The sequence below is a fragment of the Vibrio variabilis genome, from assembly GCF_003263785.1.
Taxonomy (GTDB): domain Bacteria; phylum Pseudomonadota; class Gammaproteobacteria; order Enterobacterales; family Vibrionaceae; genus Vibrio; species Vibrio variabilis.
In genome coordinates, this window is the sequence record NZ_JYJK01000024.1 from 1 (window position 1) to 16391 (window position 16391).

Here is a 16391-nt window from a genome sequence, read left to right on the forward strand (position 1 = left end):
AGCGGCGCCAGAAAGCACTCCTGCACCCGTTGCTGAAGCAGAAGCTTCTGTAGAGCCTGCACCCGAAACTGTAGCTCCTGCAGTAGAAGCGCCTGTTGAGTCTGTAGAGACTAAAGAAGCGTCTCCTGCGAAAGTAACGTTTAAAGGTCACGCAAGTGCACCAATGGCGAAAGCGGAAGGCAAGCAAGAGCTTGGTGAAATCATCATCAATGCTGCGCCTGCCAAAGTAGAGCGTTACCAGCCAAAAGGCGCAGGTAGTCAAGTCGCGACGAACTCTGCCTCTGCTGCGATGACCAAACCAAATTACTAACCCATTACGGTTAGAGATTGACAACAACGAAAGGGCTACCTTCTGGTAGCCCTTTTTTTATTGTTGAGATTACCTAGTTTATTATTCGGCGCTCCCTAATATCGACACTATTTCTGCATAACAATTTGTTTCAATATTGAACTTCTGGAGACAATTCGGTAGCATGCCCGACTTTGATTATTTCATTAGTAATGCACCCCACCTATGAGTCAAGACTCATAGATCACGACGCTCACTTACTCTTTTTTGCTCGCTGTTAATACAGTTGAAACAGTTTAAATGTCGAATGTGTGCTGGATGAAATGGATGTTAACCCAACAACATAAGTACGATTAATTTCATGTTTGAATTCCCACAGTTTTCTAAACACTCTGTAAAGAATGACGTTTTGTCAGGTCTTACAGTGGCTCTAGCACTGGTACCAGAAGCGGTGGCATTTGCCTTCGTTGCTGGTGTAGACCCTATGGTTGGCCTCTACGCTGCGTTTATCGTTGGTTTGGTCACCTCTATCTTTGGTGGCCGCCCGGGTATGATTTCCGGTGCAACAGGCGCGATGGCTGTGGTCATGGTTAGCTTGGTTGCGACTCACGGTGTCCAATACCTCTTTGCAGCCATCATGCTTGCTGGTTTGCTGCAAATCAGTGCTGGCCTTTTCAAACTCGGTAAGTTTATTCGTATGGTGCCACATCCGGTTATGATTGGCTTCGTTAACGGTCTCGCCATTGTGATCTTCCTTGCTCAACTTGGTCAGTTTAAAGCGCCTGACTTATCCGGTGCACTCACTTGGCTACCACAAGATCAAATGATGCTAATGCTTGGCTTAGTAGCACTGACGATGGGTATCATCCACTTCCTTCCAAAAATCACGACAGCGGTACCTTCTTCCCTCGTTGCGATTGTGACTGTGACACTATTGGTTCAAGGTTTAGGTCTTGATACGCGCACGGTTGTGGATTTCTTACGTTCAATGTCTGGTGATGAAGCTGCAACGCTTGCTGGCTCACTACCAACATTCTCAATCCCAGCGGTACCACTAACGTGGGAAACGCTGCAGATTATTCTTCCTTACGCGATCATCCTAGCGGCGATTGGCCTTATCGAGTCACTACTGACGCTTACCGTTTTAGATGAAATGACCAATACTCGTGGTCAATCGAACCGTGAATGTGTGGGTCAAGGTCTAGCAAACGTAACCTGTTCCGTATTCGGTGCGATGGGTGGCTGTGCGATGATCGGCCAGTCGATGATTAACGTCAACTCAGGTGGTCGTGGTCGTCTATCAGGCATCGTTGCTGCGGTTGCGCTACTGATGTTCATTCTGTTCGCCGCAGCACTGATTGAAATGATCCCGCTTGCTGCGCTTGTTGGTGTGATGTTTATGGTCGTTATTGGCACCTTCGAATGGGCAACATTCAAGCTTGCACGCCGCGTACCTAAGCAAGACTTCTTTGTTATCGTATTAGTCACCGTGGTGACTGTGATGACTGACCTTGCAGTGGCGGTTGCTGTGGGTGTAGTGGCTTCAGCTCTAATGTTTGCTTGGGAACACGCCAAGCACATTTATGCGAGCAGCCGTATTAATGAAGAAGGCTCAAAAGAGTACATGGTGAATGGTCCGATTTTCTTTGGCTCTGCCGCTAACTTCTTAGAGCTGTTCGACGCGCCAAACGATCCTCAGGACGTTATTGTCGACTTCGCCAACTCTCGAGTGACTGACCACTCGGCCATTGAAGCGATCGAGACACTGGCTGAGCGCTATACAGCTGTAGGCAAAACCCTACACCTGCGCCACTTAAGCCCAGATTGCCGCAAGCTACTCGATAAAGCCGGTAGCTTAGTGGAGATCAACGTGAAAGAAGATCCAAGCTATAAAGTTGCAACGGATGTCCTTGCTGGTTAATCAGCAAACACGACAAAAAGGGGTGGTGACACCCCTTTTTGCTATCTGTCATTTGCCAATGGTAGTTTGGCAGTACTAGCGCTTAAGCTTATTGGGTAACTTTCACTCGTGCAATTTCATTAGAGTTGTCAGCAAACTGGTTTTTTAACTCAGCTTTACTTTTGAAGGTAATGTCTCCACCAGCAGCAACTGACATATGTTGTGGGTCAACATTGTGCTTTGACTGATACAACATAACGGCCTGCATACAAGAAGAGCGCTGTTCCTCAGACAGACGACTCCCCTCTGGCCAGCGACCCGTTTCCGTGGCGTAAAGTAGCCTTTCATATACATCTGGCGTCATTGCAGCAATAATTGCTCTACATCCATAATAAACCTTCTTGCTCTAAAGATAACAGCCCCGCAATTTTGCGGTTCTGAGAGGTTAATTCATTACTCGAACCATAACCTGATGGTACACTGAGTCAAGTTAAGCTAGATAAATCAGTGTATTCGATCACAAGTAGTAACATGAATTTACCCCACTCTTTGCTCGTTCTTTTAAGCGCGTCCCTTTTAACCGGTTGTTTTGAAACTCGCAAGAATACCGATCAATTGTGCGAACAAGAACCCGCGTTGAACTGTGCAGTTATGAATACGTCGGATGGCCAGTGCCGGATCCCAAGAACCAACTTAATTTGGCATCGCTACGATATGCTAAGCGCCCCAACCGAAGCCAATGCTGTCCAAGATTATTATCTGCTCAAGGAATACCGAAAGTGCCTGGAACTTGCATCACAAATACAACCAATTGAGCAAGCTGATCTAAAAGCGCGTCGATTCAATGCACTTATGTTTACAATCAATGAGCAAGATCGGGTAACGCAATCGTTAAGTGCAACCACTTCACCTGACACCTTGTATTTCTTGTGGAGCGAAACAGGTGACCACGCGGCGAGAAGACGCTTTCTCGCTATGGAAGGTTCACCTCAACTAGACACTCCACAGCTCCAATACGCCCTGGCGACGTACTACATTTCACGCGATAAAACCAAAACTTATCAGTTGCTCAACCGCTCTTTAATGCTGTCTGAAGGCGTTAGCTCAGTTAACAATGATGTCATTCAAGCGCTTGCTAGCGTCACACAAAGCCTTGAACAACCAGAGCAATCTTACCTATGGGCGATGGTTGCGACTAAGTTCGATATCCCTATCGCATCAGAGAATGAACTGCGATTGATGTTCAACTTAAGCGAGAGCACATACAAGCGATTACAAAAGCAAGCCGACATCGTCACTAAAGCCATCAAAAGTGGCGACTACACGCCAAGTCTCGCCATGTAGTCGCAACAATTTACAGCCAATACAAAAAGCCCCAATCAAGTTTCCTTGATTGGGGCTTTTTAGATTCAATCGTTATCAGCGATTAATGAAGCTTGAGGTTTGGACGAAGTACACGGTTGATACGGCCGACCAGCATCATCAAACCTGTCTTCAATACACCATGAAGCGCCATCTGGTGCATGCGATACAGCGAAATATACACCACACGTGCGATTCGACCTTCAACCATCATCGAGCCCTTAGTAAGGTTACCCATTAGACTGCCCACCGTTGAGAAGCGGCTTAGGGACACCAAAGAACCATGGTCATTGTATACATAAGGTTTTAGCTCACGGTCGTTTAGCTTAGCTACGATGTTACTAAAAGCACGGCTTGCCATTTGGTGAGCGGCTTGAGCGCGTGGCGGAACAAACTTACCATCTGCTTGAGTACACTGTGCGAGATCACCAATGACGAAAATATCGTCATCACGAGTGGTTTGCAGCGTGTCTTTTACGACTAGCTGATTGATACGGTTAGTCTCCAGACCAGCAATGTCTTTCATGAAATCCGGCGCTTTAATACCTGCAGCCCATACCATGATTTGTGCTGGGATATGCTCGCCATCTTTGGTCGTTAGACCGGTAGCATCCGCTTGCGTCACCATCGTCGCTGTACGAACTGTCACGCCAAGTTTTGTTAGCTCAGAGTGTGCTGCGCTTGAGATACGTGGCGGAAGTGCTGGCAAAATACGTTCGCCAGCTTCGACCAAGTTTACGTTCAGCTTGCTCGAGTCCAGATCACCAAACCCGTATGTACGCAGTTCTTTAACCGCATTGTGCAATTCAGCAGAGAGCTCAACCCCCGTTGCGCCCGCACCAACGATAGCAATATCAACCGTACCCTGACCGTTTTTCGCGTGTAACTTCAAGAACTCATTGTTCATTTCAGTACGGAAACGGTGCGCCTGCTCTGGGCTATCTAGGAAGATACAGTTCTCGCGCACACCCGGAGTGTTGAAGTCATTCGACGTTGAGCCAATCGCCAAAACGAGGATGTCATAGTCGATGTTTCGGCTCGGCATCAGTAGCTCACCGTGCTCATCCTTCAACTCGCTTAGCGTAATGTGTTTGCTCTCACGGTCAATCTCTTGAAGGCTGCCCATTTGAAAATCGAAATGGTGGTTTTTCGCATGTGCACGATAGCTCAGTGCATCCACACCTTCATCCAGCGATCCTGTTGCTACTTCGTGCAGCAACGGCTTCCATAAATGGCTGGCTTTACGATCAACTAGGGTAATATTGGCGCGCCCTTTACGTCCCAGTGTACGGCCTAATTTGGTTGCAAGCTCCAATCCGCCTGCGCCACCACCTACAACGACAATATTAGTCACAATGGCTCTCCTAAAAAGTGAAAATTAAAAATTGAACGTGCCCCGACAAAGTCCAAGCACAAAAATTCTTGTCATTCTGCGTTAACTTACGCGAGTACAGAGTGCCCCTAACGCGTTACAAATCCGGTTTCACTTCACATATCGGCACAAAATCGTCGAGTTTTGCGACTTTTGGGCAAGTTTTCTTCTTGCTCTCAATTTTTTTTGATATTTATCAAATTTTGTAGAATGGTTTTATTATATAGAGCAATTCAATGTCCGCAACTATTCCGTGGGATTATTTTTGCTTGGTAAATTAAATGGTGATTAAAGCAGCAATTGCCGACACAACAAAAAACGGCCCTACTTTGAGGACCGTTTACAGGCTAAACCTGGAATATGCTTTAGATATCATGCATTTTTAAACGCTTTCATCGCTTGCAAATGCTGAGAAATCTTCTTGAACTTGTGAGTCTGAGTCTCATCCCATATCACATCGTAATAGTCGCTTAATTCGTCAGCTGTTTCCTGGTTATCACGAACCTCATCTTCACGAGATAGAACAACCATACATTGCTTGGCGTTTTTAGTACGGAATTTCTCCACACACTTAGTAGCGATGTCTTCGTATTCTTCAGGACGGTCAATACGTCCTTGCATGTTGACCTCTGGGTGCAGGTTAGGGTTGAAGATAACCTGTTTGATACCACACAAAAAGCCAATGCGCTCAGACCAGTAGCCACCTAATCCAACGCCACAAATCAATGGATTGGGATCAGAAGACTCTTGAACTAGCTTATTGACCTCTTTGAGAAGAAACTGCATGTCATGTTTAGGATGAAGTGTGCTGTAGTTGACGAAGCGCACGTCTTCGTCGATGAATTGCAACTGAAGCACCTTTTCATGGTTGCCTGGGCTTGTTGAGTCAAAGCCGTGAAGATAGATAATCATAGTACCTCTCGATCATTCCTGTAATGGTACGCTTTCCTTAAATCTAACATGAAAGCCATAACTTCAAAGGGGTTAAACACGTTTTGAGGTGATGGAACTGATAAACAGTGATCTATTCAACAATTTCGCTGATAAATTTGCTCAGCAGTCACCAAAAACTCCGGATTTTTCCACTGCTCGGCAGCAAGTACATACCAAAGCATGGCCATTATTTCTGTATGAGGCTGCCAACTGCGCATATCATGCAGCCACTCATCTCGACTATCGATATAACGATATTGCTGATAGAGACTGAGTCCGGCCTCGTAGTCACACCCCAACATATCCAATGTCATGACTAAATCGAGTGCGGGGAAGCCATCGCCGCGTACTCCCAATCTATCACTACAAGCTGTTCGTTGGCGCTTAAAATATTGTGGCGACCAAAATCGAAATGGCAAAGCACGTTATCTGTGCATTGAAGCGTAGGTGGGAGGCGGTATTTCTCATACAATGAGTTATATCGCCGTTTTAAGACACTATCGTGAATGTGGAACCAGTAGTGATCAAGTTTTGCAGTGAGATCAAACTCGCGCACTGGCCTGGATGGTGTAATCTCGTGGATCTTAGCTAACTCACTCAATAAGGCATCAACTGGAAGATCCGCCGGAATAGGCTTTCCTTCGCGCCAAGTGACCAACAGCCCCCTGTCATCTTGCGCCACAACACGATTGGCTGAAACATGTCCTTTAACGCTTAGTAGCACATTGGCTTCATTGCCTCTATCAATATCAAATAGTTGGCAATGCTCACTATCCGCTCTCCAGACTAACCAACCATAACTTGGCGTAAAAACACGCCAACAACGATTCGTTAACCCTCCAGAAAGAGGAAGTGCCCCAAGGGGCACTTCATTAATCAGAGAGGGGATGGCCGCTAGATTGGGCGCGGATTGCAGCGCCTGTTTCCATGGCTGCATCATTAACTCTTTAGTTTCGCCATTACAGACCTAATACCGAGCGAGACTCTTGCTTACGGATCTCTGTCTCGTCAGCCCATTCAATTAGGCCAGTCTCTAGGTCCATCAGACGCATAGTCATCTTGTAGTAAACGTCCTTATCACTGCCCGCCTCTTTGACAATGCTGCTCAAGTTGCCGTACAGCATGTACTGCGCACCAACCATTTGACCAAACTGAATCGCAGTGCTTTGGTTCACCAGCTCATCGTTGTTTTGGAAGTTCAGTTGCTCACGCACAGACTCTACGCGATCCATATCCACGAAACGGAACTTACCAGAGTTAAGCATCTTGGTACTGATCGTGTCAGTAATCGACTCAGTATCGATATGCTCTGTGGTTTTATTCTTAATGCGCTCAACAAACACGATTGGACGGCTGTCGCGAGTAATCGCTGCTACCGAACCAGACATCAGCATACTATCAACCATATCACCGGCAATTTTTTGCAGATCGGTCGAGCCGAAATCAATCGTCGTTGTTTCAGTTGCCTGTGCATCGCCATAGCTGACTTTATTTGAACAACCGCCAAGAATGACAGCTAAACCCAACAAAGCAATAATACTCTTTTTCATTTTGTTTCCTTAGTCTTGCTTACGTTTCCAACTCGTGGAAATTATTCATCAGCTCCGCGCAACTGCACACGGAAATCTTTACCATTTGGATTAACAGACACCTCCGAGAGGGTAATAGTTTCATCACCACGTAAAATGGCTCTGCGCATGGTGCCTGCTTTGTATTTACTTCAAGCCCTTGCTCGTCATACCAATAAAAACGATATTGTATGGTTTGATCGACCGAGGTCTTATTAGATAGCTTAACCACCGCTCTAGGGTGACCATTTGTGTCGACAGTAGAGATGTCATCAATAGAAAACTTATTCCCCATTTTCTCATCCCCATAAAGAACTGTCTGAGTCTGTCCCTCTATTTTGATACCGGCTGTTTTGCTTGAGCTACAGCCAACGATTGAGAGCAGCACTCCAATTACTACTAACCACTTTTTCATTACAATCTTCCTAGTTGCTTGTGCCAAATAGTGGCATTACCACCTTGCCTCGAAACCCACACTAAAGCTGTTTGGCGATCTCTTACTTCAAAAGTATAGTCCTGACCATCCACTGTGAGTGTATGCTTGCCGGCTTTCACTATGCGAGTCGCCGCATTTACTCGCTCGGGTAATGTTTGCCAACTGCGGGTATCAGGTTGCTCAGTCAAAGTATTCCATACGTTGAACAGCAAATTGCCCACGCTGTCTTCATCGCCCGTCGAGCTTTTGCGAATCTGATCTTTTGCATACACGCGCAGCGCTTGCCTTAACAAAATTGAAGGCATGTTTTCGGAAAGCTGCTGCTGAGCCATCAAGTTGACATCAACCAGCTCATCGCTCTTCATCGATTTACTGTCTAATGCCAAAGGCGACAGTTTTGGCGAAACATTTGGTACGTAATAAGGTAAGGCCACACTATACAGCGCCGTATTACCTCGACTGTCATAGATAGGCAAAGTCAGGTTCCAAGCCTGCATCGCCGAGACAACACCCTGCTCTTCTAACACAATCACTCTACCCTGCCCTTGTTTTGGTACAGAGCGATCGCCGTATTGTTTTTTCAGTTTAGCCAAATCTTGATTGCGGCTAGAGTGTTTCGCCACACGAATCGCGGCTTCAATGACGGCCTCGTTGTCAGGAGCAACCGCCAAAGCACGCGTGTAATCAATATATGCACCGTTCAAGTCATTCGAAGCTTCATACAGAAGACCCGATAGGTACAGCAAATAACCGTTTTGCACTGCTTTGAGCTTGTTACCCGCATCAGGATAGCGTGACAGTACTGACCCCAAATTTGGTGATAAACCTTGCTGTTTAAGCTGCTGCTCCGCCGATTGAAGATCTTTTTCTCTTGCTTGACGAGCACGCTCTTGAACTCGGTTGGCACGTCTTACTTCCACCAAAGCGCCTTCAAGATCGTTGTTTTCAACGTAGTTGAGTCCAAGGTACAAGTGTAGAAAGCCCAGCTCATAGTCAGGCGGCGTATACTCAGTGATGTTATCGTTGATCGCCAACGCGCCGACACTGGTTGCTGTGTCAGTAATCGAGATCAACGCTTTATCCTGCTGCACGCGCACCGCTTTATCACTTAACTCAAGTGCGGACTTGCTTTGTGAGTAGTCACGGTTTAAGAACGCCACTCTACCGCGTTCAAAGTTATCCAAAATATCGCCCGCCACAGGCTCCGTGGGCAATGCTGATAAAGCCTTATCGTACTGACCGGTTTTGACCGACTGGTAAACAATCGTGTTTTGCTGGGTATAGTGACTAAATAAATTACCAGCGGTAAGTCCAGCACAAGCGGTCAAGGTCGCTGTGAGCGCGACCGTTGCCGTGTGTTTAACGCAACGTCTTAACATAGATTCTGAATAATATGACTCATTTGTTTATGAAACTATGACCGCAAAACACTATTTAGGTTGCAGAGTGACTGATATCGGCCACAGCTTCATTCGTCGGCAATAGGTTAACCGACAGCTCGGTTAACGCCTTACGGTGTGTTAACCTTTAGCCACTAAAAGGGGACCTAGTGGACGGCCACCTACTAGGTGCATATGAATATGGTAAACCTCTTGCCCACCGTAAGCGTTGCAGTTCACGATAAGACGATAACCATCTTCAGCAATGCCTTCTTCTTTTGCGAGCTTTTTTGCAACCGTAAACATACGCCCCATCATTGCTTCGTCATCCGCTTCAACATCATTCACTGTTGGGATCAGTTTATTTGGAATAATAAGGACATGGCTTGGCGCACGTGGATTGATATCTCGAAACGCCGTCACTAAGTCATCTTGATACAAAACATCAGCTGGGATTTCTTTACGAATAATTTTGCTAAAAATGGTTTCTTCAGCCATGAAGGTCTCCAATTACTAGATAGAATACGTGTGTGAGTGAATACACTTAATAATAAAGAAAGTATGCACCATGGGCTTAGGGATCACAATTGAAAGCAAACCCAACTAGCTACTTGTTTTTATTATTGTTCAAATCTTCAACGTGTCGACTCTTTATCTCGAAGACTGAGCTAACACTTCTTCACAAAACTATCACTTTTGTTGTGTTTTTGATGAGTGCGTCATAAAACGTAGCACTATTTATTAGATATATTTCAGTTTTTGCTATTTCTAACGATAGAGAGACATAGCACCAGCTCATGTTTAGTTCGCACGCAGATTGTGCGACAGGTTGGTGACAAGCGTCCAGAGTATTTTTGTATCGTTTTTGTATTGCTGCACTTTATAGGGAGAGATAAATGCAGGGTTCTGTCATCAGAAGAATGTATGCCGGCTTTACGCTGATCGTCGTACTTTTCGTCATCACTATCGCCATCATGCTTAACGGCATGAGTCAGATTCACCAGAACTTCGGTTCGGTTTCGAACACTTCGTTACCCCTGGTGTCCATGTCTAACCAAACAAGCGTGCAGCTGCTATCTGCTGATAAGTCATTTAAAGACTTTCTCACCACGCAAAATGAAGAGCGCATGACCATCCGCCGTGAAGAGTTCACAGTATCGATGCAAAAATTTGGCGAGGCGCTCAATCAGCTTTCTGAAGTAAGCCAAGGTATTCCAGAGCTTGAATCGGCTATTACCGAATTGCGTGATGTGCAAGCACGTTATGACCAAGAAGCGCAAACAGCAATGGACAACTACCAGTCCATGTTTGCCGCGCAAGAGCAAGTTCAACAATCGACTCGTCGCTTCCAAAAACTGCACGCTGACTTATCCGTTGGTATGAAAGAGTATGTGGATGATTCTTCGAGCATCTCAGTCAAAGTGATGGCGAAAAGCTACTTCATTAAACTTAAAGATGCTGAAATCATCACATCCGACGCACTTGCAAGCAGTGATACCGAGTTTGTACAGCAAGCAGTAAACAAAAACCGTAAGGCTGTGAGCCACCTAAACTACGCGTTTAACGGCCTAGTGACTCAGATGCCAGAGCTAAAAGACGCGTTTGCTGAGTCGGTTGCTCAGTTTACTCAAGACGTCGGCCGCAAAGGCGGCGTACTTGATCAACACAACAACTACCTCATTGCTAAAGACGCGCTTTACCAGAACATCGAGAGTCTAGCCATCGTAGTAGACGGGGCAATGGTGACCCTAAACGGCTTCAATGACATTGCGACGAGCAACCTCAATCAATCATTGGCTCACGCCGGTGATATCTACAATGAAGCGTCATCAAAGCCGTCGGTATCGGTTTTGTTGTGACCTTGATTGCGGTAGGTATTGGCTATCACATTGCACAAAGTGTCCGCCAGCCACTTAACAGCACGCTTAAAACATTGGAGAGCCTAACCGAAGGCGACATGACTCAGCGTATCGAAGTAAAATACAATAACGAGTTCCGTCGCCTAGGCAATCACATTAATACCCTAGCGGACAGCTTGCATAATGTTCTGGTCAAGCTTAATGACGCATCCGACAACCTAACAGATACTGCTAGCAGTAACCAATCCACATCAGCCAGTGCCCAGCAACAGTTGAGCGCACAGCGAGAACAAACCGCTAACGTCGCTACGGCAATGACAGAAATGTCCCATTCAGTTCAAGAAGTGGCGAACAGTGCGCAAAGCTCACTAGAAAAAGTGCATGCCGTAGAGTCTGCATCTGAATCTGGTCGTCAGATCATGAGCACCAACATCAGCACCATTAACCAGCTTGAGACACGTCTGAATGAATCGGTTGAAGCGGTAGGTGAGCTACAACGAATGAGTAGCCAAATTGGTAGCATTCTTGATGTTATCCGCAATATCGCTGAGCAAACCAACCTGCTTGCCCTCAACGCAGCGATTGAAGCAGCTCGAGCAGGCGAGCAAGGTCGGGGCTTTGCGGTCGTTGCTGATGAAGTTCGAGTGTTGGCACAAAAGACCACTGAATCGACAACTGAGATTGAAACCATGATCAGTAACTTGCAGTCTAGCTCTAAGAGTGCTGGCTCTGTGATTGAAAGCTGTATGAAAGATATGGAGCTATCGGTTGAGCAAGCTTCCAGTGCCAATGGCGCGATGGAAGAGATTCAGGCGCTGATTATTGAAATCAGTCAAATGAGTACTCACATCTCTCAAGCGGCTGCTGAGCAAAGCGAAACAACCGCAGACATCGCGAAAAACATTGAAGAAATCAATCACATCGCAGATGACAGCTATCAACCATGTCGCAAATTGCCGCGACCAGCCAAAGCTTGACTAGCCTTGCAAACCAACAAGGCGAACTGGTTCATCGATTTAAGCTTTAACTTCGTCAATAACGCGCAAATAATTCATCAAGAGCGAGATTCCTAGAGTCTCGCTCTTGTTTTTTAAACCTAACGCCATTATATCTGGAGTATGGCTTGCTTTACTTTTTAAAGACCTAGCGCAAGGTTGCGTTGTGTCGTCTTCCACTTTCTTCGGCAAGCCAAATGTTGAAGGAAACACTATGGCCGTACATGTAGGCATCATCGACCAAGACCCATTCGTTTGGTCACTCCATTACTCGATGACCGCACCGTCAGTCGTCATATCATTTTTATCGGTGACGAGTCCCAGTTTGATATGTATGAGCGCCTGAGTGCCGTACTTGCCGAGCGAGAAATCACTTCGGAGTTTTTCGAGATTCCAAATATCGTCAACACTTCAGCCATCAAGCAATCCATTCTTACGCTTGCCAATACACTCAAAGAGAAAAACCTTGAGGTCAAACTCAATGCAAGTTGTGGTCTAAGACACCGACTGCTCTCGGTATATGAAGTGTTCCGCACCTTCCACTGGCCTATTTTTGTCGTAGAACCAAACAGTGACAAAATGTGTTGGTTGTACCCAGAAGGCGCACAAGATGCGCAGGTGCAAGATCACATCACCATTGGCGATTATCTGACCATCTTTGGTGCAAGAGGCGAGTTTACTGACTACGACCTACCGCCACTGTTAGACAAGAAGCTGTACGAGCTCGGCGAAAAGTGGGCAAGTAACGCCCTAGAGCTCGGCCCTGGTCTTGCGACGCTAAACTATCTGGCAACAACATGCCGTAAAGAGCAGAAACTCGATGTTGCGTTATCTGAGAAACAGCAAGGGTACCGCGAACTCAACATGCTAATCAGCGACTTAGTCGAATCTCAAATTGCTAGCTACGACAACGGTGTACTCACGTTCATCAGTGAGGATGCTCGACGTTTCTCAAACGGTGAATGGCTGGAGAACTTAGTCCATAGCACTGTAAAACAGATCCGTGATGACTTACCGACCATCCAAGACCACTCGCTCAATGTTCAGGTTTACCGCCAACTGGGTGAACGTGAAGTACGCAATGAATTAGATGTCGCGTCAGTGGTGAACAATAAGCTGCACATTATTGAATGTAAGACCAAAGGCATGCGTGATGACGGTGACGATACCCTCTACAAGTTAGAGTCACTGCGCGATCTCTTAGGCGCCTGCAGGCACGAGCGATGCTAGTCAGCTTTAGACCTCTGCGTCATAACGACATTACTCGTGCAGAAGATCTTGGACTGGCGCTTATCGGCCCGGATGAACTCAAAGATCTCAAACACCACCTGACTATCTGGTTCCAGGGGCTGGCGGTATTGATGAGCGTGCGCGTTTGAGCTAACTTTCACTGCACCAACGAGCCCATACAAAAAAGGCTTGGCACCATGCCAAGCCTTTTTGCTATCTAAATCTCAATTAAGCAGATTTGATTTGTTCACGCTTTACCGCAGCTTTGTGCTTCATGCCAACGATAACCACACACACATAAGCGGCAATCGTTAGACCAAGAATCGCAAATGGTAGTGCTGCCCAGCCGTAACCATCAACCGCGATACCACTGATCACACTGCCAAGACCGAAGCCAAGTGAGATGAAGAACATCATCAGACCTTGAGTCAAAACCACCACCAACAAACGTCAAACGTGCAGCAATAGCAGGTGAAATCATATCGGTCACGGTAATGCCTTGCAGATACACCAAGAATAGCGCCAGTGGAATGATGTAGTGCAGAGACATACCCGCTTCTGCAATCACGTAAGCAATGCCGATCACCACGATTGACGCCACTGCAGACAGCTTGAACAGGCTTAGGTTACCAAAACGCGCGACGAATTTTTCTGCCGCAACTAGGATAACTAGGCCAAGAATTGACGCAACAGAAAGGTTTGCCGCAGACAAAGACTGTGCCACACCGTAACCGTTCTCTAGTAGGTTTGGATATTGGGCTTGGAATGCACCTTGACCTGCGCAAAGAAGACCAACCGCCAGTAGGAACAGACCAAAGTTCGAGAAGATAACCTTAACAAAACCAACCTTTGGTGCATCCTCTTCAGCAGCCGCAGCTGCCATCGCCTCTGCGTTATCAAGAATGCGCTGCGCAGGCTTCTTGTTAGTAAGCATGGTGATTACAGCAAGTACTGCAACGATCGCCATCATCGCCATAAAGCGCAGTTCGTAAGACCAACCAAGATCAGTCACGTAGGCAAGCGCAATACCAGACAGCAAAGAGCCAATGATAAGAACCTGTGCCATACGACCTAGCTTAGACGCTTCTGTCTTTGCATCGTAACCTGCGAAGGTGATAAACACAGGGTTAAGCATAAGAAGGATCGCAGAGCCAGTACCAAAGAAGATAGAGCCCGCAGCCATCATTGCAAAGTTGCTACCTGCTACAAGGAAACACGCACCCGCTAGAAGGTAAGACACCATACCAAATAGCTGCGCTAAGCGGTGTGCTTTGTATTTGTCTGCAAGCATACCAATTACTGGAGCGAAAAGACCAGCAAGACCAAAAAGACCCATTGCTAAACCAGCGTCGGTAGCGCTGCCAGTACGAGCAAGGATAAATGATGGTACCATCATAGGGATAAATACGATTTGTACGATGCCGTAAGCAAAGTGCGCTGAGAACCAGCCTTCTAAGCCGAGTTTTTTCAACATGTTGCAGACCTCTTTAGGAGTCATCCATAGGGTTGTTGGAATTAAGGAGTAATACGGCAAAAAGAGTCCTTCTTTCACCCATACTCATCATAGCCTTCACAATCGGCAATAATAAGTAACATACTAGTACACGTTTCGTGTGCTTATCTGTTACTCTTGCGCTCGCTCATTGTGAGGGGCATTTTAAAGGCGGCAATCATAGCAAGCTCTCATTAGGCTGTAATAGTGACACCGCCCCACTGTCAACATAACACTTCACTGAGCGTCATAAATGCTATACTCTACGCATCATAACAATAAACTCAGTAGCGGCTGAAACGCACGCTGTTACTTTTGGTGGGAGCACCTCCTATGAACCTTACTAAATTGCGAGTGTTTGCACTGACTGCCGAACACGGCTCGCTGACTAAAGTTGCCAACATCATGGGTAAAACCCGCACGTCTCTAAGTATGGCTCTATCGAGCTTAGAGGACGAGCTTGGCGTAGAACTGTTTGAGCGTACTCGCAATCGCCTAGTCCTCAACGACGCAGGCGCAGCCTTGCTGCCAGACTGTCGAAACATTCTCAACATGGCAGAAAGCTTATACTCAAAAGCGGAGCAGTTTCGCCAAGGCGACAGCGATAAAATCCGTATTGCCTACGATGACACGCTACCTTCGACCTTTTGGCGTCGTCAGTTGGTGGCACTCTCTGATGAGTTTCCTCACATCTCACTAACAGCAATCAAGCATCCAGTGCCGATATTCCAACGTTAGTAAAAGAGAACCACGTCGATCTCGGCTATGGCCTCGTGTTTAGCTCCGGCGACGATCCTATGATCAAAGTGCGCGCTCTGCACCGTATTCGCATGATGGCCGTCTGCTCACCACAACATGACTTGGCAAAACTCGCCAACGTGACCAGTACCGACATCACCGCCCATCGTCAGATCGTTCTGTCACACCTTTTCGACGAAATTCACCAAGACTTCCGCCCAATTTCCAGTAGTACGATGAGTTTTTCTAACTATCAAGAAGTATTAGAAGCGGTGGTGGATAACCTAGGTTGGGGCATTATTCCAGAGACGCTAGTCAAACAAGAACTGCGTAAAGAGCACCTTGTAGTACTCAAGCATCCGAATGGGATGTACTACGAGAGCTTCGGTGAAATGTCACGACCGAATGATCATACGGTTGAGACGCGTCAGTCGTTGATTGATGGGATTGAGGAAGGGATTTACGATTTGTTTTGATTGGGGGAAGAGCGGTCCTAGGAGCAGAGTGATTCAATCCCTCTGTCCTGATGTACGAAAGCCGAAGCAAGTGCTTCGGCTTTTTCGTGTTAATCAGTTAACTAACCAATTAAACGATACGCAGACCGCCTTGAGCGATTGCGAAACGACGTGCGCGAGTGAACGAGTACGCGTTTGTGATACCTTCACCAGTTGGACCAGCGATAGTGAACGTTGAAGTACCTTCAGCGTTGTAACCTACACCAGATAGTGTTGGACCGTTGTGAGCGAAGATAGTTGTGTTGATAGCACGACCGAACTTAGTGACGTTCTCGATGTTACCAGAGTAGATACATGCAGAGTGCTTGTTACCACGCTCAGCA

Annotated in this window: 13 protein-coding genes and 6 pseudogenes; 7 read left to right on the forward strand and 12 right to left on the reverse strand. The window is 46.6% G+C overall.

The features are described 5' to 3' along the window. Positions 1-310 (forward strand): annotated as a pseudogene (locus TZ48_RS03950) (ribonuclease E); the annotation flags it as partial. A 340-nt stretch (positions 311-650) separates the two neighbouring features. Next, the gene (locus tag TZ48_RS03955) at positions 651-2210 is read left to right on the forward strand and encodes a SulP family inorganic anion transporter (protein ID WP_112478328.1); all 1560 of its coding nucleotides are present in this window, start codon (positions 651-653) and stop codon (positions 2208-2210) included. Between the two features lie 88 nt (positions 2211-2298). On the opposite strand, the pseudogene TZ48_RS03960 reads toward TZ48_RS03955, so the two are convergent. Beyond that, positions 2299-2579 (reverse strand): annotated as a pseudogene (locus TZ48_RS03960) (YeaC family protein). 141 nt (positions 2580-2720) lie between these two features. On the opposite strand from TZ48_RS03960, the gene TZ48_RS03965 reads away from it, so the two are divergent. Continuing rightward, positions 2721-3533, forward strand: coding sequence for a DUF2989 domain-containing protein (locus tag TZ48_RS03965; RefSeq protein WP_112478330.1), 813 nt, complete (start codon positions 2721-2723; stop codon positions 3531-3533). 82 nt (positions 3534-3615) lie between these two features. Here the strand turns inward: TZ48_RS03965 and TZ48_RS03970 are convergent, their stop codons facing one another. From TZ48_RS03970 to hinT, 8 genes and pseudogenes are all read right to left on the reverse strand, one after another. After that, entirely contained in the window at positions 3616-4905 is a 1290-nt protein-coding gene (locus TZ48_RS03970) for an NAD(P)/FAD-dependent oxidoreductase (protein WP_112478331.1), read from the reverse strand. 390 nt (positions 4906-5295) lie between these two features. Continuing rightward, positions 5296-5835, reverse strand: coding sequence for an alpha/beta hydrolase YcfP (gene ycfP / locus TZ48_RS03975; RefSeq protein WP_112478332.1), 540 nt, complete (start codon positions 5833-5835; stop codon positions 5296-5298). Positions 5836-5951: 116 nt separating this feature from the next. Beyond that, positions 5952-6170, reverse strand: a complete 219-nt coding sequence (locus tag TZ48_RS03980) for a hypothetical protein (RefSeq protein WP_112478333.1) — start codon at positions 6168-6170, stop codon at positions 5952-5954. Between the two features lie 2 nt (positions 6171-6172). After that, a complete protein-coding gene (locus tag TZ48_RS03985) occupies positions 6173-6793 on the reverse strand; it encodes a phosphotransferase (RefSeq protein WP_162674482.1) in 621 nt (206 codons plus the stop codon). A gap of 22 nt (positions 6794-6815) precedes the next feature. Further along, entirely contained in the window at positions 6816-7406 is a 591-nt protein-coding gene (lpoB, locus tag TZ48_RS03990) for a penicillin-binding protein activator LpoB (protein ID WP_042476725.1), read from the reverse strand. Positions 7407-7447: 41 nt separating this feature from the next. Beyond that, a pseudogene (locus TZ48_RS03995) lies at positions 7448-7839 on the reverse strand (YcfL family putative periplasmic lipoprotein). Then, entirely contained in the window at positions 7839-9239 is a 1401-nt protein-coding gene (locus TZ48_RS04000) for a COG3014 family protein (RefSeq protein ID WP_112478335.1), read from the reverse strand. Before TZ48_RS04000 ends, TZ48_RS03995 begins: the two are co-directional and overlap by 1 nt. 141 nt (positions 9240-9380) lie before the next feature. Continuing rightward, positions 9381-9737: a purine nucleoside phosphoramidase gene (gene hinT, locus TZ48_RS04005; protein WP_112478336.1), complete on the reverse strand. Its 357-nt coding sequence runs from the start codon at positions 9735-9737 to the stop codon at positions 9381-9383. A 398-nt stretch (positions 9738-10135) separates the two neighbouring features. On the opposite strand from hinT, the pseudogene TZ48_RS04010 reads away from it, so the two are divergent. Both TZ48_RS04010 and TZ48_RS04020 read left to right on the forward strand, forming a co-directional pair. Further along, positions 10136-12125: pseudogene (locus tag TZ48_RS04010) on the forward strand (methyl-accepting chemotaxis protein). A gap of 182 nt (positions 12126-12307) precedes the next feature. Next, positions 12308-13477: pseudogene (locus TZ48_RS04020) on the forward strand (DUF1887 family protein). A gap of 74 nt (positions 13478-13551) precedes the next feature. Here TZ48_RS04020 and TZ48_RS24725 read toward each other — a convergent pair. Next, positions 13552-13701, reverse strand: coding sequence for a hypothetical protein (locus TZ48_RS24725; protein ID WP_239670699.1), 150 nt, complete (start codon positions 13699-13701; stop codon positions 13552-13554). Then, positions 13679-14797, reverse strand: coding sequence for an MFS transporter (locus TZ48_RS04025; protein ID WP_239670700.1), 1119 nt, complete (start codon positions 14795-14797; stop codon positions 13679-13681). The genes TZ48_RS24725 and TZ48_RS04025 overlap by 23 nt, the downstream gene beginning before the upstream one ends. Positions 14798-15148: 351 nt before the next feature. On the opposite strand from TZ48_RS04025, the gene TZ48_RS04030 reads away from it, so the two are divergent. Continuing rightward, positions 15149-15553: a LysR family transcriptional regulator gene (locus tag TZ48_RS04030; protein WP_112478338.1), complete on the forward strand. Its 405-nt coding sequence runs from the start codon at positions 15149-15151 to the stop codon at positions 15551-15553. Then, a complete protein-coding gene (locus tag TZ48_RS04035; RefSeq protein WP_112478339.1) occupies positions 15541-16029 on the forward strand; it encodes a substrate-binding domain-containing protein in 489 nt (162 codons plus the stop codon). The genes TZ48_RS04030 and TZ48_RS04035 overlap by 13 nt, the downstream gene beginning before the upstream one ends. A 109-nt stretch (positions 16030-16138) precedes the next feature. Here TZ48_RS04035 and TZ48_RS04040 read toward each other — a convergent pair. Beyond that, positions 16139-16391, reverse strand: a pseudogene (locus TZ48_RS04040) (aldehyde dehydrogenase EutE); the annotation flags it as partial.

What these genes read in the sequence shown, in the direction of transcription:
- ycfP (WP_112478332.1), bottom strand. Translation starts at nt 5,835, where the DNA reads ATGATTATCTATCTTCACGGCTTTGACTCAACAAGCCCAGGCAACCAT.
- TZ48_RS03985 (WP_162674482.1), bottom strand. Translation starts at nt 6,793, where the DNA reads ATGCAGCCATGGAAACAGGCGCTGCAATCCGCGCCCAATCTAGCGGCC.
- TZ48_RS03980 (WP_112478333.1), bottom strand. Translation starts at nt 6,170, where the DNA reads ATGACATTGGATATGTTGGGGTGTGACTACGAGGCCGGACTCAGTCTC.
- TZ48_RS04000 (WP_112478335.1), bottom strand. Translation starts at nt 9,239, where the DNA reads ATGTTAAGACGTTGCGTTAAACACACGGCAACGGTCGCGCTCACAGCG.
- TZ48_RS03965 (WP_112478330.1), top strand. Translation starts at nt 2,721, where the DNA reads ATGAATTTACCCCACTCTTTGCTCGTTCTTTTAAGCGCGTCCCTTTTA.
- TZ48_RS03955 (WP_112478328.1), top strand. Translation starts at nt 651, where the DNA reads ATGTTTGAATTCCCACAGTTTTCTAAACACTCTGTAAAGAATGACGTT.
- TZ48_RS04030 (WP_112478338.1), top strand. Translation starts at nt 15,149, where the DNA reads ATGAACCTTACTAAATTGCGAGTGTTTGCACTGACTGCCGAACACGGC.
- TZ48_RS04025 (WP_239670700.1), bottom strand. Translation starts at nt 14,797, where the DNA reads ATGTTGAAAAAACTCGGCTTAGAAGGCTGGTTCTCAGCGCACTTTGCT.
- lpoB (WP_042476725.1), bottom strand. Translation starts at nt 7,406, where the DNA reads ATGAAAAAGAGTATTATTGCTTTGTTGGGTTTAGCTGTCATTCTTGGC.
- hinT (WP_112478336.1), bottom strand. Translation starts at nt 9,737, where the DNA reads ATGGCTGAAGAAACCATTTTTAGCAAAATTATTCGTAAAGAAATCCCA.